A 17,434-nucleotide genomic window follows, 5' to 3' on the forward strand; every position below is an offset into this window, starting at 1 on the left:
TCGTCGGGCCGTGGGTGTCGTCGGTCCGTGGGTGTCGTCGGGCCGTGCGCGACCTCAGGCGCGGTCGAGGCGGGCGACGCCGATCTTCGAGTCGGCCATGCCGTAGAACACGTAGGGGACGCCGTCGACGTGTTCGATCGCGGTCGGGAACACGACGTTCGGCACGATGCCGTCGCGCTCGTCGGCGGTCTCGGCCTCGAGCAGCGGCACCTCCGACCGGGTGACCACGCGCGACGGGTCGTCGGCGTCGAGGATCATCCCGCCCGCCGCGTAGTTCACGTTCTGCTGCTGGGCGAACGCGTCGTCGATCACGCCGGTGACGCCGTGGTGCAGCAGCAGCCAGCCCTCGTCGACGCGCAGCGGGGGCGGGCCGCCGCCGATCTTCAGCTCCTCGAACGGGAACTCGGGGCCGGCGACGAACCGGTGCTGCCCCCACCGCGCCAACGCCCGCGGGTCGGCGGCGACCGCATCGACCGGCACGTAGCTGATCCAGATCGAGTGCCGCCCGTCGGTGACGCCGGCCGGCAGCGGACTGCCCTCGCCCGGCACCGTCGCACCGATGTGCCACATCGGTCGGTGCAGCACGGCGAAGCTGCGCACGCCGTCCGGCGCGGTGACCGGCGACGGGAAGAACACGGTGTCCTTGTTGTGGAACAGCCCGAGGTCGGTGTCGAGCTCGTCGACGTACTCGAAGGTCGCGGGCCCGAGTCGGCGCCAGTCGCGCAGGTCGTCGCTCACGGCGACGGCGGTGCGCGGCCCGAGCGGCCCGTAGGCGACGTAGGTCATCACGTGCAGCCCGAGCTCCTCGATCCACGTGACGCGCGGGTCCTCGACGCCGGCGTGGGTCGCGCCGCGTTCCCACCCGCGGTCGGGCGCGAGCACGACGCCCTCGCGGGTCACGCCCACGGGCACGCCGTCCTCGACGACGACCCGGGCCAGCCCGACGCGCGACACGTTGCCCGTGGCGACGAGCCGCGGCAGCAGGTAGAGCTCGCCGTCGGGCCCGCGTCCCGAACCGGGGTTGAGCACCCCCTCGGCCTCGTCGGGCGAGTCGGGGTCGGGGGTCATCACGACGCCCAGGCGGGTCAGTCGGTACGGGAAGTCAGCCATGGGAGGCCCTTTCGAGAGGCGAGAAGCGAGAAGCGAGAAGCGGGAGGCGACGGAGGCGCGATGCGAGGGGGGGATGCACCGCGCCTCCTGCGGTGGGGGCCGTCGGCACGACGACCCGGTCTGGGGGTGGGGAGCCGAGGAGGCGCGGGGCGCGTCGGTCGCGCAGCGCGCCTCCTCGGGTCGGGAGGCGGTCGGTCAGCCCTTCACGCTCGAGCCGACGTCGGTCGAGATGAAGTAGCGCTGGAACACGATGAACAGCAGCACGACCGGAGCGGCCAGCACGACGGCGCCCGCGAGGGTCGCACCGAACGGGTTCGCCGCGGTCGCCGCCACGTTGCTGATGTAGTTCGCCAGCGACACGGCGAGCGGCTGCATCGACGCTTCCTTGGTGATGAGGAACGGCCAGAGGAACTCGTTCCACGGACCGATGAAGGTCAGCAGCAGGGCCGTGACCAGCGCCGGGCGCACGAGCGGCAAGGCGATGTTCCACAGCAGCCGGAACTCGCCGGTGCCGTCGATGCGCGCGGCCTCGAAGAGCTCCTTCGGCAGCTGCAGGAAGTACTGCCGGAAGATGATCACCGCCGTCGAGTTGATGGCGAACGGCAGGATCATGCCCAGGTAGTTGTCGCTCAGCCCGTAGTTGCGCGCGATGAGCACGTACAGCGGGATGATCAGCAGCTGGAAGGGCACCACCTGCACGAGCAGCGCCAGCGCGAAGGTGACCCCGCGACCGCGCCACTGCAGCACGGCCAGCGCGTAGCCGACCAGCACCCCGAACACGAGGGTGCAGGCGAGCACGCCCACCGTGAAGATGCCCGAGTTGAGCAGGCCGCTGAGCAGCCCGATGCGGCTGTCGATCGCGGCGTAGTTCTCGACCGTCAGGTTCGACGGGTGCGGGAACGCCCCGGCCACGGTCGGGTCGGGCTTGGTCTGCAGCGACCCGATCACCATGTAGTAGAACGGGAAGAGGAACGCCAGGGCGCCGATCGCCAGCACGACGCCGCGCAGCGTGGTCTGGGCCCGGGTCAGCGGCGGCTTCTTGCCGACCCGCAGGGGGCGGGCGGTGGTCTCGTCGGAGACGGTCATCTCAGTCCTCCTTTCCGCCGGCGAACCGGTTCTGCAGCAGGGCGATGACCAGCACGAGGATCACGAGCACGACGCCGATCGCGGCGGCCTGGTCGGGGTTCCCCTGCTCGATGCCCTTCTGGTACATCAGCAGCACGGGCGAGGTCGACGCGCCGTTCGGCCCGCCTCCCCCGGTCAGCAGGTACGGCTCGGTGAAGAGGTTCGCCCCCGTGACGGTCGAGACGAGCAGCACGAGCACGGTGGCCGGACGCACGCCCGGGACGGTGACGGTGAAGAACGACCGGATCGGGCCGGCACCGTCGCTCGAGGCCGCCTCGTACAGCTCCTTGGGCACGTTCTGCAGAGCCGCGAGGTACAGCAGGATGTAGAAGCCGAGCTGCTTCCAGGTGACGAACAACGCGATCGAGGGCATGGCCCAGGCGGAGTTGATCAGCCACGACGGGGTCGGGGCCAGCGGCCCGAGCACGTTGTTCACGAGACCGTCGCCGTTGAAGAGGAACAACCAGACCGCGACGACGGCGACGCTCGCCGTCAGGTACGGCACGTAGAACGCCACCCGCAGGAACCCCCGGAAGTGCGCGACCTTGTCGAGCGCCGTGGCGAGCACCATGCTCAGCACGACCGTCAGCGGCACGTTGATCACCAGGAAGACGCCGACGTTGCCGAACGAGCGGATGACCGCCGGGTCGGTGAACGCGGTGACGAAGTTGTCGAGGCCGACGAAGGGCCGCGCGACGACGGCACCGGGCGCCGTGAAGAAGTAGTCGTGGAACGCGATGTAGACCGCGTAGACCAACGGGTACGCGAACACCGCCAGCACGAACACCAGGTAGGGCGCGCTGAACAGCAGGCCGAGCGGGTGCTTGCCGAGGGGGCCGCCCCGCCGACGCCCGCGCGGGTCGCCGTCGCGGCGACGGCCCGCCCGGTGCCCGGAGCCGGGACCCCCCGAGGAGGCGCGGTGCGCCTCCTCGGCTCGTCCGGCGGTCGGCGACGCTGCCGCCGCCTCGTGCACGGTGGACACGATCAGCCCTGCGCCGCGAGCTCGTCGATCTTGTCCGCGGCGTCCTTCAGCGACGAGTCGACGTCACCCTTGCCGAAGATCACGCTGCTCGACCACGCGTCGCGGAAGGCCTGCAACTCGGCGACGGTGTTCGGGCCGGCCGGCACCTCGACCGTGCGGGCCGCCTGGTCGCCGAAGAGCGCGTACGAGGGGTTCGCGTCGAAGTAGTCGGAGTAGGTCGAGGCCAGGTCGGTGCGGATCGGCATCTGGCCCGTGGTCTCGAGCAGGGCGCGGTCCTGGTCGCTGCTGGTGGAGAACTTCAGGAAGTCCCACGCCGTGCCCTGGTTCTCGCAGGCCGTGTACATGCCGACGTTCTTCGCGTCGCTGAACGTGTAGGTCTCGTCGGCGCTCGTGCCGTCCTTGGTCGGGACGGGCACGGCACCCCAGTTGACGTCCTCGTAGACCGACACGGCCCACGGCCCGACGATCGACATCGCGGCCTCGCCGTCGGCGAACGAGTCGCCCGTGTACTGCTCCTGGCCGGCCAGCCCCTGCTCGTAGAGCGAGCGCCAGAAGGTCGCCACGTCCTCGCCGGCGGTGTCGGCGAAGGTCGCCTTGCCGTCCTCGACGAGGCCGGTGCCGCCGGTCTCGGCCGCGTAGAGCGGCATGAAGTCGAACTGCGACTGGAAGAACTCGCTCGTCGGCGCCGGGTGGATGGCGTACTTCGAGACGCCGGCGTCGACCAGGGTCTTCGACGTCGCGAGGAAGTCGTCGTAGGTGGAGAGGTCGGGGTTCTCGGCGTCGAGGCCGGCCTTCGTGAAGAGGTCCTTGTTGTAGAAGATCATCACCGGGTTCGACTTCCAGGGCAGCTGGTAGTACTTGCCGTCGGCGTCCTGGTACTGCTTCGCGAGGTCGCCACTGCGCTCCTCGATGTAGCTCGCGCCGTCGTCGAAGCTCGACAGGTCGACCAGGCCGCCCTGCTTCTGGAACTGCCCGACCGCGCTGGGGGCCGTGTTGTAGACGAGGCAGGGGGCGTTGCCGGCCGTGATGGCGGCGCCGATGACCTCTTCGCTCGACTTGCCGGCGGGGATCTCCTGCCCCTTGACCTGCTCGTCGGGGTGGTCGGCGTTCCAGGCCTCGACCATGGCCTTGCCCCAGGTCACCTCCTGCTCGTTGTTCGAGTACCAGATGGTGATGGGGCCCTTGGCGGTGAGGGCGTCGCTCGAGGCGCCGCCGCCGCCGGAGCAGGCGGTCAGGCCGAGGGCGGCGACCAGGACGGTCGCGCCGAGGGTCGCGCGGCGGGTGAAGCGTGTGCGTCGTTGCACGGTGTTCTCCTTGGGTGGGTGGTGCTGCGGGTGTGGCTAGGGGGTGGTCTGAGGCACGGGGGCGTGCGGGTCGGTGCGGTAGAAGTACAGGTCGCGGTGGCCGGCGGGGGCGTCCCAGCCCTGGGCGAAGGTCCAGCGGCCGCCGATCTGCTGCAGGCCGCCCCAGCTGAGCGACCCGCCGGACGTGAGGGCGAGCTGGTCGACCGGACGCCCGACGTCGTAGAGCGCCTGGCTCGCCGCGAAGACCCCGTCGACGTCGTGGAAGACGTCCAGCACGAGTCGGCCGTCGCCCGTGACGATCGCGGCGGCGACCTCGTGCAGGTGGCCGCCGACGCCCGACAGGTCGAGGTACGGCACGGGCTCGAAGGTCCAGTGGCGCAGGTCGTCCGAGCGGCCGACGTGCAGCACGCCGTCGAAGCCCTCGCTGACGAACATGAGGTAGTCCCCGTCGTCGTGGCTGCCGCTGCCGCTGCCGTTGCCGCCGAGGCGGACCGCGTTCCCGTGCTCGTCGCGCGGGATCACGGCGCCCTTGGCCCAGAGCCGCGTCTGCTCGTGGTCGGCGATCGGGCCGAGCTTCTGCCAGGAGACGAGGTCGTCGCTGACGGCGACCAGCAGGTCGATGCCGACCGCCTGGACGGGGTAACCGGGGCTCGGGTGCGCGACCCGCGCCTCCTCGGTGATCGGGAAGACGCCGTTGTAGAACAGCCAGAAGCGCCCCTCGGCGCGGTAGACCTTGGGGTCCTCGGTGCCGAGCAGTTCGTCGTCGAGGGTGGGACGGACGACCGGGTTGGCCGGGTCGTCGACCCAGGCGGCGCCGGGTGCTGGTTCGCCGTCGGGGGTGAGGGCGAGGGTGGCGTGGCCGATGCGGCTGCCGAGGCTCTCCTTGCGGGGCGAGGCCCGGTAGAACAGGTGCAGCGTGCCGTCGTGCTCGATGAGGCTGGGGTTGTAGAGCGACTCGCTCGTCCAGCCGAGTCCGTCGGGGTCGGGCCACTGGCCGTCCAGCGTGAAGGTGAACGCCGGGTCGGCGGTGAAGGGGCCGACCGCCCAGTCGGGGCGGCCCGGCTCGTAGGCGGCGGGGCTCGAGAAGGTCAGCTGCGAGAGGGCGCCGGTGAGCTCGTTGCGGTGGACGAGGGCCTCGTCGAGGACCGTCCGGAGGCGCTCCCGGGTCAGCGGGACGAGGTACGGCTTCGAGGCGGCGCGGGCCGCGTCGGCGTCGGGCCCGGTGTCGGCGCGCGTCGTGTCGGGCCCGGTGTCGGCGCACGTCGTGTCGGGCCCGGTGTCGACGCGCGTCGTGTCGGGCCCGGTGTCGGCGCTCGCCTCGGTGCTCGTCGTGTCACTGGCGGTCGTCATCGGGGCACCCACTTCGTCGTGTGCGGTCTCACTCGTCTACCGAAACGTTTCGGTAGATCGAGAAGCTAGCACGTCCGCCGCCGCGCCGGAACCCCTCCCGGCGCGATCTCCCGACCCGCGCCTCCTGACCTGACGCCCGACGAGCACCCATCGGGCTCCCGCCGCAGGGCGCACCACGCTCGCGTCGTCGAACCACCTCGGAACGTGGTTCGACGACGCGAGCGTGGTGCGTCCTCGACGCCCGGGCGCCGAGCGATCTCTGAGGCAGCGCGGGGCGCCGCGGGGTCAGCGGGCGGCGGGGCCCGTCGACGCGCGGACCAGCAGCCGGGCGGGCTCGATCTCGGCGTCGGTGACGGCCTCGCCCTCGACGGCCGAGAGCAGGAGGCGCGCCGCCTCGGCCCCGATCAGCCGCGGAGCCGTCGTCAGCGTGGTCAGCCCGGGGCGCACGTACGACCCGAGATCGATGCCGTCGAACCCGGCCACGCTGACGTCGTCGGGCACGCGGACCCCGAGCCGGTCGAGCTCGGTCATGAACCCGATGGCGGCCAGGTCGTTGGCGCAGAAGACGGCGGTGGGCCGGTCGTGGACCGGTGCGTCCGGGCCGAAGAGGCGAGCGGCGGCCCGGGCGCCCCCGTCGTAGGTGAAGTCGGCCTCGACGACCGCCCCGGGCTCGTGCCCGGCTCCGACGACGGCGTCCCGCCAGGCGGCCCCGCGACGCCGCGAGTGGACGAAGCGCCCGGGCCCGGCGACGTGGGCGAACCGCCGATGACCGAGCGACACGAGGTGCTCGACGAGCTCGCCGATGCCGGCCGAGTCGTCCTGGCGCACGGCGGGCAGGGGGAAGTCCCCGGCCGGGTTGACCCCGACGGCGGGCAGGTCGAGCTCGCGGACCAGCTCGACGCGCGGGTCGTCCACCGTCAGCTCGTTCAGGACGACGCCGTCGACCCGACGTCCGGCCGCGAGCCGGCGATAGCGGTCGAGCGGTTCGTCCGCCGCCGACCCCATCTGCAGGATGAGCGCGTACCCGCGCGGGTCGAGCACCGACTCGAGCCCGCCGATGAAGCTGCCGAAGAACGGGTCGGACTCGAGCACGAACGGGTCGCGGTGCACGACGAGCCCGACGGTGAAGGCCCGCTTGGCGCTCAGGCTGCGGCCCCGGACGCTCGGCACGAAGCCGAGGTCGTCGGCGGCCTGGCGGATGCGCGCGCGGGTCTGCTCCGAGACGCCGGGGCGACCGTTGAGGGCGCTGCTGACCGAACTGATCGCGACGCCGGCCCGGGCCGCGACCTCGACGATGGTGACCCGCTCTGCCACGCCGCGCCTCCTCGTCCTCGCCGGTGCCGATGCCCGTGTGCGCCCGCTGCGCCCCCACGATGCTACTGACCCGCCGCAGCCGCCACCCTCGCGTGGACCGCCCGGCCCTAGGGTCGGGGCATGCTCATCGTCTCGCTCGTCGCGGCCTCGCTCGCCGCCCTGCTGCACCTCTACATCTTCGTGATGGAGTCCTTCCTCTGGACCACCCCCCGCGTCCGCGCGACCTTCGGCATCACCGACGACGTCCAGGCCGAGCACACGAAGCCGCTCGCCTACAACCAGGGCTTCTACAACCTGTTCCTCGCGATCGTCACGATCGTGGGCGTCGTGCTGATCGCCGCAGGAGGGGCAGGAGGCGCGGGCAGCGCCTTCGAGGCATCCCCCTCGGGCACCGCCCTGCTCGTCGCGGGCACGGGGTCGATGCTCGCCGCCGCGCTCGTCCTGCTGCTCTCGGACCGCTCGAAGACCCGCGCCGCGGTCACGCAGGGGTTCCTCCCGCTCGTCGCGCTCGTCACGCTGCTCATCGCCGCCGCGTGACCGGGTTCGGCCGCACTACCCTGGGCGGGTGACCGACGTGACCGACGCCACCCGCGCCTCCTCCGCCCCCGACGCCGCGACTGCCGACGCCGCTCGGGCCGCTGCCCCGGCCGCCCCGACGACGCACTGGACGCTGACGCTCGTCTGCCAGGACCGACCCGGCATCGTCCACGCGATCAGCGGCGCCGTGGTGCAGGCGGGCGGCAACATCACCGAGTCGGCGCAGTTCTCGAGCCACGACACCGGCACGTTCTTCATGCGCCTGCAGGTCGAGGCCCCCGGCGAGCGCGACGCGTTCGAGGCGGCGCTGGCGCCCGTGCTCGCGCACTACGACGCCCGGGCGAAGCTCGACGTCGTCGGTCGCCCGACCCGCACCCTCGTCCTCGCGAGCAAGGCGGCGCACTGCGTGAACGACCTGCTGTTCCGGCAGCGGGCGGGACAGCTGCCGATCGAGGTGCCGTTGATCCTGGCGAACCACGACGACCTGTCGGGGTTGGCCGAGTTCTACGGCAAGCGGTTCGAGCACCACCCGGTCACCGACCCCGAGTCGAAGGCCGCCTTCGAGGCCCGCGTGCTGCAGGTCGTCGACCGCTACGACGTCGAGCTGGTCGTGCTCGCCCGCTACATGCAGATCCTCAGCCCCGAGCTCTGCGCCGCGCTCGAGGGGCGGGCGATCAACATCCACCACTCGTTCCTGCCCGGGTTCAAGGGGGCGAACCCCTACCGTCAGGCGCACGCCCGCGGCGTGAAGCTGATCGGCGCGACGGCGCACTTCGTCACGAGCGACCTCGACGAGGGGCCGATCATCGAGCAGAACGTGGTCCGCGTCGACCACACCCGCAGCGCCCCCGAGCTGATGGCGATCGGCCAGGACGAAGAGAGCCGCACGCTGACCCAGGCCGTCCGCTGGTTCGCCGAGGACCGCGTGCTGCTCGACGGCGCCCGCACCATCGTCTTCCGCTAGCCCCGCCCGGGCACACCGGCCGTACGCTGGACGCGTGACCCCGACCGACCCCGCCCCCTCCCCCGTCCCGGCCCGCGGCGGCCCGGTCGGCCCCCTCGACGTGGTGCGGTTCGTCACGCTGATCCTCGCCTTCCTGAGCCTCGGCTTCTGGGGCTACCTCGCCTGGCCGTTCCCGTTCCCGTCGCTGGCGTTCATGATCGGCGCGCCGCTCTTCGCGATCGTCGTGTGGGGCCTGTTCCGTTCGCCACGCGCCCCGATCCCGACCGACGCCGTCGGCAAGGCCCTGGTCGAGATCGCGATCATGGGTGCCGTGGTCGCCGCCTGGGCCATGCTCGGCTACCCGGTCGTCGCCGTGGCGTTCGCCGTCCTGGCCGGCGTCACGGGCGTCCTGGCCTTCCGTCGCGAGAACGGCCGGGGGGCCCGCCGGTGACGACCACCCTGTTCTCCGACGCCCGCAAGGTCGACGCCGACGGCGTGGTCGAGGGCTTCTGGATGCGCGTCGACGGCGACGTGATCGTCGCCACCGGCGCCACGGTGCCGGGGTCGCGCGCGGCGGCCGGGGCGAGGCACGGGGTCGATGCGACCCGCGCCTCCTCGGCGGCGTCGGGTGCACCCGACGACCCGACCGCAGGAGGCGCGGTGCCGCCCCCCGCGGACGTCACGGTCGACCTCGCGGGCGCCACGCTCACCCCGGGGCTGATCGACCTGCACACGCACGGAGGCGGCGGGCACGCCTTCGACGGCGGGCCGGACGACCTCGACGCGGGACTCGCGCTGCACCGCCGGCACGGCACGACGCGCTCGTTGGTCAGCCTCGTCGCGAACCCGGTGCCGGTGCTGTCCCGGTCGCTCGGGCTGGTCGGTGACCTGATGCGTCGTGATCCGCTCGTGCTCGGGGCACACCTCGAAGGACCGTTCCTGGCGCCCGACCGGCGGGGAGCGCACGCCCCGCACTTCCTGCTCGAACCGGACGCCGCCACGGTCGAGAGCCTCCTCGAGGCCGGCGACGGCGTCGTCCGTCAGGTCACCCTCGCCCCCGAGCTGCCCGGCGGGCTCGACGCGATCGACCGGCTCGTCAGCTCGGGCGTGGTCGCCGCCGTCGGGCACACCGGGGCCGACTTCGACCTCGCCCGCGCGGCGTTCGATCGCGGCGCGAGCCTCGTGACCCACGCGTTCAACGCCATGGCCGGCATCCACCACCGCGACCCGGGGCCGCTCGTCGCGGCGGTCGGCGACGAACGCGTGACGATCGAGTTGATCCTCGACGGCGTGCACGTGCATCCGGCCGTGGCGGACCTCGTGCTGCGCTCGGCGCCCCGGCGGGTCGCCCTCATCACCGACGCGATGGCCGCGGCCGGAGCCGCCGACGGCGACTACCGCATCGGCGAACTCGCGGTGACGGTCGAGCACGGCGTCGCCGTGCTCACGGGCACGTCGACCATCGCGGGTTCGACCCTGACGCAGGACGCCGCCCTGCGCATCGCCGTCCTCCGGACCGGACTCTCGGCCGTCGACGCCGTCGCGGCGCTGACGCTCGTGCCGGCCCGCGTGCTCGGCCTCGACGCCGGGGGCCGGCGAGCGGGCACGTCCGGAGCGCAGGCCGGCGTCGCGCGCACGGCGCAGGACCGTGCGCTGGGCGCTGGGCTGGGCATGGCGCCGCGCACGGCGCCGGCCGCCGGGGCCCGGCCGCCACTCGGGCGTCTGGCCCCCGGTCACGTGGCCGACGCCGTCGCGTGGCACGACGACTGGACGGTCGCCCGGGTCTGGGCCGCCGGGCGCGAACTGCGCACCGGCTGATCCCCGACAGCCGGCCCCGCCCCACCCCGCCCCGCCCCGCTCCGCGTTTCGTGCACGGCACCGCGACGAGTTGCGGTGCCGTGCACGACACGCGGTGCCGTGAGTCGGAGCCGTGGGGCGTCGGGCTCGCGGAGCGGCCCTACCCCTTCAGGTCGGGGAAGTCCGCGTCGCGCCACTCGGCCGCGGCCCGCTCGCCCGACCGGGCCAGCGCCTCCTCGCGGTCACGCAGCTCGACGCGTCGGATCTTGCCCGAGATCGTCTTCGGCAGCTCGGCGAACTCGACCCGCCGGACCCGCTCGTAGGCGGGCAACGACACCCGGGCGTGAGCCAGGACGGCCCGCGCGGTCTCGGCGTCGGGTGCCCACCCCTCGGCCAGGGTCACGTACGCCTTGACGATGTTCAGCCGGGTGTCGTCGGGTGCCGGCACGACCGCGGACTCGGCGACGGCCGGGTGCTCGATCAGCATGCTCTCGACCTCGAACGGCGAGACCTTGTAGTCCGACGACTTGAAGACGTCGTCGGTGCGGCCGACGAAGGTGATCATGCCGTTGGCGTCACGCACCGCCACGTCGCCGGTGTGGAACAGCCCGTCGCGCATCGACGACTCGGTGCGGGCGGCGTCGCCGAGGTAGCCGGTCATCAGGTTGACGGGCCGCGTGGTGAGGTCGAGGCAGACCTCGCCCTCGTCGCCGACGACACCCGTGACGGGGTCGACCAGCACGACCTCGACGCCGGGCAGGGCGCGCCCCATCGAGCCGGCCTTGATCGTGCCGCCGGGCGCGTTCGCGACGATGGCGGTCGTCTCGGTCTGCCCGTACCCGTCGCGGATGTCCAGGCCCCAACCCTGCTGCACCCGCCCGATCACCTCGGGGTTGAGCGGTTCGCCGGCCGAGAGCGCCTCGCGAAGGGCGCTCGGCCGCGGACCCAGGGAAGACTGGATCAGCATCCGCCACACGGTCGGCGGCGCACAGAACGAGGTCACCCGGGCGCGCTCGAGCTGGTCGCGGAGCTCGGCCGGGCGGAAGCGCCCGTAGTTGTAGACGAAGACGGTGGCCTCGGCGGTCCACGGCGCGAAGAAGCAGCTCCAGGCGTGCTTGCCCCAGCCCGGCGACGAGATCGTCATGTGCACGTCGCCCGGCTGCACGCCGAGCCAGTACGTCGTGGTCAGGTGCCCGACGGGGTACGAGGCGTGCGAGTGCACGACCATCTTCGGCTTGCTCGTCGTGCCCGACGTGAAGTAGACGAGGCAGGCGTCCTCCGTCGCGGTGGCGACGTCGGGGCGGTCCCAGGAGGCGCGGTGCGAGTCCCCGAAGGACGTCCAGCCCGCGGGGGTCGGGTCGCCCTCGGGGACGACCGCGATCCGCGTGACGGCCTCGACCCCGTCGACCCCCGCGAACGCCGGGGCGTCGGCCGCGTTGGCGATCACGTGCCGGACGAGCCCGCGGTCGATGCGGTCGGCGAGGTCGGCGCTGCCGAGCACGGTCGACGTCGGCAGGATGACCGCGCCCACCTTCATCACGGCGAGCATGGCCTCCCACAGCTCGACCTGGTTGCCGAGCATGAGCATGACGTGGTCGCCCTTGGCGACGCCGAGGTCGTGCAACCACGCGGCGACCTGGTCGCTGCGCCGACGCATGGCGTCGAACGACACCCGCTGCTCGGAGCCGTCCTCCTCGACGATCCAGAGCGCCGTGCGGTCGTTGCCCTCGGCGACCACGTCGAACCAGTCGGTCGCCCAGTTGAAGCGGTCGCCGACGTCCGGCCAGCGGAACTCGTCGCTCGCCCGGTCGAGGTCGTGCCCGAGCCCCAGCAGGTGGTCGCGGGCCGCCCGGTAGGCGGCGGTGGCCGGGGCCTCGGCGGGTGCGGATGCGGGTGCGTCGGACATCCCGCCATCATGCACCCCGCCCCATGCCCGGCCCGGCATGGGCCCGTCGAGCCGCTCGCCTAGGGTCGTGACATGACGAACGACGCGACCCGCGCCTCCTCATCCGCCGACCCGTCCGCCCGCCGGCGGCCCGCCCTCGAGATCGCGGTGACGAGCGCCGCCGGGGCCGTCACGGCCCGCGACGGCGGAGCTGACCGGGTGGAACTCTGCAGCGCCCTCGAGCTCGGGGGCGTCACCCCGTCGCAGGGCCTCGTCGAGGCGGCCGTCGCGACGGGCGTGCCCGTGCACGCGCTGGTGCGGTGCCGGCCCGGCGGGTTCGCGTACGACGCGGACGAGCTCGACGTGATGGTGCGCGAGATCCGGGCGCTGGTGCGCTCGGGCGTGGCCGGCGTCGTCGTGGGCGCGCTGCGCGAGGACGGCTCGCTGGACGTCGACGCCCTCCGCTGGTTCGTCGAAGCCGCGCTCGACGCCGCCGCACCTCGGCACCGGGTCGCCGGACCCCAGGACCTCGCCGAGACCCCTCCGCGCGGCGTGGGGTCTGCGCGGGTTCCCGGGGCCTCACCGCTCGAGCCGCGCACGCTCGAGCCGCGCCCACTGGAGATCACCGTCCACCGGGCCGTGGACCGTGCGGCGGACCCGGTCGCGGCGGTGACGGCCCTGGCGGGGCTGGGCGTCACGCGCGTGCTGACGTCGGGCGGCTCCTCCACGGTCGGGGCGGGTCTGGCGTCGGGGGTGCTGCCGCGCCTGGTCGAGGTCGCGGGCGACGTGCAGGTGATGGCCGGGGGCGGCGTTCAGCTCGGCGACGTCCCGGCGCTCGTGGCCGCGGGGGTCGACGCCGTCCACCTCTCGGCGAAGCGGGCGCGGGCCGTGCGCGCCTCCTCGTCCCGGTCGGGGACGACCGTGTCGCTCGGCACCGAGGCGTCGACCGACTCGTGGTTCGAGACCGACCACGACCTGGTCCGCGCCGCCCGTCACGCCCTCGACCAGGCCTGATCCCGCGGCCGCCGCGACGCCGACGGGGCCCGGCGACGCGACCCGTCCCGGGGTCCCGACCGCGCCTCCTCCCCAGGGTCCCGACCCGCGCCTCCTGCCCGACTCCTGCCCACCTCGGCGACCGCCCCCGGTCGCGGGGGTGCACAGTGGAGCGATGACATCGACGTCCCTCCTCGTGATCGGCGGCACCGGGCAGATCAGCGCCTCGGTGGTGCGGCAGGCCCTGCGCGACGGTCTGGCCGTGACCGTGCTCAACCGCGGAAGCACCACGATCCGGCCCGTGCCGGCGGGCGTCGAGCAGCTCGTCGCCGACGTCCGGGACGAGGAGGCGCTGGTCGCCGCCCTGGACGGGCGTCGCTTCGACTCGGTGGCCGACTTCCTGACCTTCACGCCCGACCAGCTCGCCTCGATGCTGCGCGTGGTGGCCCCGCTCACCGACCAGTACGTCTTCATCGGTTCGGCGTCGGCCTACCAGAAGCCCCCGGTGACGCTGCCGATCACCGAGGCGACGCCGCTCTTCAACCCGTGGTGGTCGTACTCGCGCGACAAGATCGCCTGCGAGCGCCTGCTGCGCGACGAGCACCTCGCCGGGCGGGTGCAGGCGACCGTGGTCCGGCCGTCGCACACCTACGACGAGACGCACGTGCCGTTGCTCGGCGGCTGGACCCCGATCGAGCGCATGCGCCGCGGGGACGCGGTCGTGCTGCACGGCGACGGCACCTCGCTCTGGGCGCTGACCCACTCGAGCGACTTCGCCCGCGCGTTCGTCGGATTGCTCGGGCACCCCGGCGCCCTGGGCGAGGCGTTCCACATCATGTCGCCCGAGCTGCTCACCTGGAACATGATCGCGCGCGACCTCGCCGACGCCGCGGGGGCGTCGCTGCACGTCGTCCACCGCACGACGCAGGTCCTGACCGACGAGGTGCCCGAGTGGACGGCCGACCTCTGCGGCGACCGCAGCCACCCCGCCGTGTTCGACACGTCGAAGATCCGCGCGCTGGTGCCCGGGTGGGAGGCGCGGGTCCCCTTCGCCGAGGGAGCCCGCCAGATCGTCGCGTGGCACGACGCCGACGCCTCCCGTCGCACGGTCGACCCCTGGGTCGACGACGCCTACGAGCGGCTCGTCGCGCTCTAGCCCGGGCTCGGGTCCCGGCCCCCGGCCCGGCCCCCGGCCCCGGCCCCGGCCCGTTGGAGCTTCGGGTCGACGTCGCACCACCGTCGCGTCGTCGAACCACCCGGGGGCGTGGTTCCACGACACGGGCGTGGTGCGACCTCGGCCCCGGGCCCGGCCACCGACCCGCCGACGCACCGCCAGCTCGACGTCGCACCACCGTCGCGTCCTCGAACCACCCGGGGGCGTGGTTCCACGACACGGGCGTGGTGCGACCTCGGCCCCGGGCCGGGCCGGGCCACCGACCCGCCGACGCACCGCCAGCTGGACGCCGCACCACCGTCGCGTCCTCGAACCACCCGGGGGCGTAGTTCCACGACACGGGCGTGGTGCGACCTCGGCCCCGGGCCGGGCCGGGCCGCCGGGCCGGGCCGCCGGGCCGGGCCGCCGGGCCGGGCCGCCGGGCCGGGCCGCCGGGCCGGGCCGCCGGGCCGGGCCGCCGGCGCACCGCCGGCTGAACGTCGCACCGCCGATGTGGGCGGCGCGATGTTCAGTGGGCGGTGCGACGCAGCGCGGGCGCGGGCGCGGCTGCGGCCGTCGGGGCGCCAGCCGCCGCAGCCGCCGCACCAGCCGCAGCCGCCTCCGATCCGGCCCGGACCGCACGCACGGCGACGGGCAGCGTCAGCCGGAACACCGCGCCGGGCCGGCCGACCCCGGGAGGCTCGCAGACCAGATCGCCGCCGTGGGCGCGGGCCAGACCGCGGGCGATGGGCAGCCCCAGGCCCGCGCCTCCGTCCCCGGACCGTCGGGCCTCGTCCAGCCGCACCAGCCGGTCGAACACCCGCTCGCGGTCGCGCTCGGGCACGCCCGGGCCGTCGTCGGACACGAGCACCGCGACCTCGTCGGTACGCGATGCGTCGAGCCAGAGCGTCACCCGCCCCGTGCCCCCCGTCGCCCGGGCGGCGTTGTCGACCAGGTTGCCGACGATCTGCGAGACCCGACCCGCGTCGGCCGCCACCACGACCGGGCCGTCGGGCAGCAGGACGCGCAGGTCGAGCGACGGCCGTCGCAGCCGCTGACGCTCGACGTCGGCGAGCAGCGACGCCCCGAGGTCGACGGGTGCGACGTCCAGCGAGATGCCCTGGTCGACGCGGGCCATCAGCAGCATGTCGTCGATCAACCGGGAGGCGCGCTCGGCCTCGCGCACCACGTGCGTCGCCAGCCGCTCGCGTTCGTCGGCCGTGCCGGGTGACCGCACGAGGGTGTCGGCCGCGGCGCGCATCCCGGCGACGGGGGTGCGCAGCTCGTGGGCGGCGTCCGACACGAACGCGCGCACCCGCGTCTCGGCGTCGAGCGCGGCCCGCTCGGCCCCTTCGACACCGTCGAGCATCTCGTCGAAGGCGACGGCGACCCGGCCGATCTCGGTGTCGCGTCGGGCCGGCCGCAGGCGTCGTCCCCGGTCGCCGTGTGCGATCGACCGGGCGACGCCGGTCATCCGGTCGAGCGGCCGCAGGGTGGCCCGCACCACGAGGGCGAGACCGATCGCGGCGATCAGCAGGAACGCCGCGGAGGCGCCGATCATCACCCAGCGCAGCTGCACCAGGGTCTCGCCCACCGACCGCGAGTCCGTGGTCAGGGTGATCGTCGACCCGTCGCTGAGCTGCGAGACGAGCGTGGTCACCTCGTCGTCGCTCCGCACCTCGGACGAGGTGACCGTGACCGCGTCGGACGAGGAGGTGCCGGTCGCGTCCCCGGCGTCGGTGCCGCTCGGGGAGTCGGTGCCGGTCTCATCGGTGCCGGTGCCGGTGCCGGTGCCGTCCGGGCTGCCGGCGCCCGCGCCTCCTGGTCCGTCGTCGAGCCCCGAGGCCGGGCCGCCGCGTCCGGGGCCGTCGCCGAGCGAGGGCGGGCCCTCGCGCAGCTGGTCGGGGCTCGGGCCGGCGACGATGGCGTCGCCGTCGGCGTCACGGATGACGACCGAGAGCCCCTGGGCCGAGAGCCGGTCGGCGAGCTCGTCGCCGTCCACCGTGCCGACCAGGGCCGCGGCGGCCGCGGCGCGGTCCGAGAGCCGGTCCACGACCTGGGCGCGGAGTCGCTGGCCGAGCGTGAGCTCGACCGTCACGGCGAGCGCCGCCAGCAGGACGGCCAGCAGCAGCAGCACGGCGACGACCGTGCGGACGCGCAACGAGCCGGTACGCAGCCCGGGGGTGGCGGTCTCGGGGGCCGGCACCGCGCCTCCTCGGGGGTGGTGTCCCGTCGAGAGCGCCGCGGGACGGCGGGGGCGCCTCACGCGCTCATCCGGTAGCCGAGGCCGCGGACGGTGTGGATGAGGCGGGGGCCCCGGGTCTCCATCTTGCGGCGCAGGGCACTGAGGTGCACCTCGACGAGGTTGGGGTCGTAGTCGTCGTAGCCCCAGACCTGGGTGAGGATCTGGGTCTTCGAGACGGTGCGTCCGCGGCTCTCGGCGAGGAAGCCGAGCAGGCGGAACTCGGTCGCGGTGAGGTCGAGCGGTTCGCCGCCCCGCGTGATGCGGGCCGCCTCGGGGTCGACGACGAGGTCGCCGATCTCGATCACCGACGGGATGCGGCCGCGGCGGCGGAGGACGGCCGTGACGCGCGCGATCAGTTCGGCGACGGCGAAGGGCTTGACCACGTAGTCGTCGACGCCCTCGGAGAAGCCGCGCAGCCGGTCGTCGACCTCGTCGCGGGCGGTCAGCATGACGACCGCCGCGTCGGACGAGGTGCGGATCGTGCCCGCGAGCCGGATGCCGCTCGCCCCGGGGAGCATCCAGTCGAGCACGACGAGGTCGGGCACGAACGCCTTCAGCTGTTCGGACAGGTCGGAGCCGTCCGCGAGACCGTGCACGGCGAAGCCCTCGGCGCCCAGCGCGGTGACGACGGCGGTGCGGATGGTCTCGTCGTCGTCGATCACGAGGACACGGGCGGGGCTGAGCATCCTCCGAACG

Annotated in this window: 15 protein-coding genes; 6 read left to right on the forward strand and 9 right to left on the reverse strand. The window is 73.8% G+C overall.

The annotated features are described in order from the left end of the window. Nucleotides 1–54 precede the first annotated feature (54 nt). The 6 genes from EDF21_RS09755 to EDF21_RS09780 all read right to left on the reverse strand — a co-directional run bounded on the left by EDF21_RS09755 (nt 55) and on the right by EDF21_RS09780 (nt 7,185). Nucleotides 55–1,110, reverse strand: coding sequence for a glycosidase (locus EDF21_RS09755; protein WP_123571228.1), 1,056 nt, complete (start codon nt 1,108–1,110; stop codon nt 55–57). Nucleotides 1,111–1,305: 195 nt separating this feature from the next. Continuing rightward, the gene (locus tag EDF21_RS09760) at nt 1,306–2,061 is read right to left on the reverse strand and encodes a carbohydrate ABC transporter permease (RefSeq protein ID WP_218141852.1); all 756 of its coding nucleotides are present in this window, start codon (nt 2,059–2,061) and stop codon (nt 1,306–1,308) included. 136 nt (nt 2,062–2,197) lie between these two features. Further along, on the reverse strand, nt 2,198–3,208 hold the full coding sequence (locus tag EDF21_RS09765) for a carbohydrate ABC transporter permease (RefSeq protein WP_056044485.1): 1,011 nt from the start codon (nt 3,206–3,208) through the stop codon (nt 2,198–2,200). Between the two features lie 11 nt (nt 3,209–3,219). After that, entirely contained in the window at nt 3,220–4,521 is a 1,302-nt protein-coding gene (locus EDF21_RS09770; protein WP_369794350.1) for a sugar ABC transporter substrate-binding protein, read from the reverse strand. 36 nt (nt 4,522–4,557) lie between these two features. Further along, entirely contained in the window at nt 4,558–5,871 is a 1,314-nt protein-coding gene (locus EDF21_RS09775; protein ID WP_123571466.1) for a hypothetical protein, read from the reverse strand. 285 nt (nt 5,872–6,156) lie between these two features. After that, a complete protein-coding gene (locus EDF21_RS09780; protein ID WP_056043320.1) occupies nt 6,157–7,185 on the reverse strand; it encodes a LacI family DNA-binding transcriptional regulator in 1,029 nt (342 codons plus the stop codon). A 120-nt stretch (nt 7,186–7,305) separates the two neighbouring features. On the opposite strand from EDF21_RS09780, the gene EDF21_RS09785 reads away from it, so the two are divergent. The 4 genes from EDF21_RS09785 (at nt 7,306) to EDF21_RS09800 (ending at nt 10,483) form a co-directional block, all read left to right on the forward strand. Beyond that, nucleotides 7,306–7,722, forward strand: a complete 417-nt coding sequence (locus EDF21_RS09785; protein WP_123571229.1) for a DUF1304 domain-containing protein — start codon at nt 7,306–7,308, stop codon at nt 7,720–7,722. 133 nt (nt 7,723–7,855) lie between these two features. Then, the gene (gene purU / locus EDF21_RS09790; protein WP_123571467.1) at nt 7,856–8,686 is read left to right on the forward strand and encodes a formyltetrahydrofolate deformylase; all 831 of its coding nucleotides are present in this window, start codon (nt 7,856–7,858) and stop codon (nt 8,684–8,686) included. Nucleotides 8,687–8,720: 34 nt separating this feature from the next. Next, complete coding sequence (locus EDF21_RS09795) at nt 8,721–9,116, forward strand: YrdB family protein (RefSeq protein WP_056043326.1); 396 nt, start codon at nt 8,721–8,723, stop codon at nt 9,114–9,116. Further along, nucleotides 9,113–10,483, forward strand: a complete 1,371-nt coding sequence (locus EDF21_RS09800) for an N-acetylglucosamine-6-phosphate deacetylase (protein WP_233568452.1) — start codon at nt 9,113–9,115, stop codon at nt 10,481–10,483. The genes EDF21_RS09795 and EDF21_RS09800 overlap by 4 nt, the downstream gene beginning before the upstream one ends. A gap of 139 nt (nt 10,484–10,622) precedes the next feature. Here the strand turns inward: EDF21_RS09800 and EDF21_RS09805 are convergent, their stop codons facing one another. Continuing rightward, nucleotides 10,623–12,368, reverse strand: coding sequence for an AMP-binding protein (locus EDF21_RS09805; RefSeq protein WP_123571230.1), 1,746 nt, complete (start codon nt 12,366–12,368; stop codon nt 10,623–10,625). Between the two features lie 72 nt (nt 12,369–12,440). Between EDF21_RS09805 and EDF21_RS09810 the strand changes: the two genes are divergently transcribed. Together EDF21_RS09810 and EDF21_RS09815 are read left to right on the forward strand one after the other, a co-directional pair. After that, a complete protein-coding gene (locus EDF21_RS09810; RefSeq protein ID WP_123571231.1) occupies nt 12,441–13,361 on the forward strand; it encodes a copper homeostasis protein CutC in 921 nt (306 codons plus the stop codon). A gap of 154 nt (nt 13,362–13,515) precedes the next feature. Beyond that, nucleotides 13,516–14,496 (forward strand): NAD-dependent epimerase/dehydratase family protein, encoded by a 981-nt coding sequence (locus EDF21_RS09815; RefSeq protein ID WP_056043339.1) that lies wholly within the window; start codon nt 13,516–13,518, stop codon nt 14,494–14,496. 526 nt (nt 14,497–15,022) lie between these two features. On the opposite strand, the gene EDF21_RS09820 is transcribed toward EDF21_RS09815, so the two are convergent. Further along, nucleotides 15,023–16,759, reverse strand: a complete 1,737-nt coding sequence (locus EDF21_RS09820; protein ID WP_233568453.1) for a HAMP domain-containing sensor histidine kinase — start codon at nt 16,757–16,759, stop codon at nt 15,023–15,025. After that, nucleotides 16,756–17,424: a response regulator transcription factor gene (locus EDF21_RS09825; protein WP_123571233.1), complete on the reverse strand. Its 669-nt coding sequence runs from the start codon at nt 17,422–17,424 to the stop codon at nt 16,756–16,758. The genes EDF21_RS09820 and EDF21_RS09825 overlap by 4 nt, the downstream gene beginning before the upstream one ends. Nucleotides 17,425–17,434: the final 10 nt, after the last annotated feature.

Origin of the sequence: Frigoribacterium sp. PhB118 (assembly GCF_003751725.1) — a bacterium.
In the GTDB taxonomy this organism is placed as follows: Bacteria; Actinomycetota; Actinomycetes; order Actinomycetales; family Microbacteriaceae; genus Frigoribacterium.

Excerpts from the sequence above, each read along its gene's own strand:
- EDF21_RS09825 (WP_123571233.1), bottom strand. The coding sequence starts at position 17,424 with ATGCTCAGCCCCGCCCGTGTCCTCGTGATCGACGACGACGAGACCATC.
- EDF21_RS09785 (WP_123571229.1), top strand. The coding sequence starts at position 7,306 with ATGCTCATCGTCTCGCTCGTCGCGGCCTCGCTCGCCGCCCTGCTGCAC.
- EDF21_RS09775 (WP_123571466.1), bottom strand. The coding sequence starts at position 5,871 with ATGACGACCGCCAGTGACACGACGAGCACCGAGGCGAGCGCCGACACC.
- EDF21_RS09815 (WP_056043339.1), top strand. The coding sequence starts at position 13,516 with ATGACATCGACGTCCCTCCTCGTGATCGGCGGCACCGGGCAGATCAGC.
- EDF21_RS09810 (WP_123571231.1), top strand. The coding sequence starts at position 12,441 with ATGACGAACGACGCGACCCGCGCCTCCTCATCCGCCGACCCGTCCGCC.
- EDF21_RS09760 (WP_218141852.1), bottom strand. The coding sequence starts at position 2,061 with ATGGTGATCGGGTCGCTGCAGACCAAGCCCGACCCGACCGTGGCCGGG.
- EDF21_RS09755 (WP_123571228.1), bottom strand. The coding sequence starts at position 1,110 with ATGGCTGACTTCCCGTACCGACTGACCCGCCTGGGCGTCGTGATGACC.
- EDF21_RS09805 (WP_123571230.1), bottom strand. The coding sequence starts at position 12,368 with ATGTCCGACGCACCCGCATCCGCACCCGCCGAGGCCCCGGCCACCGCC.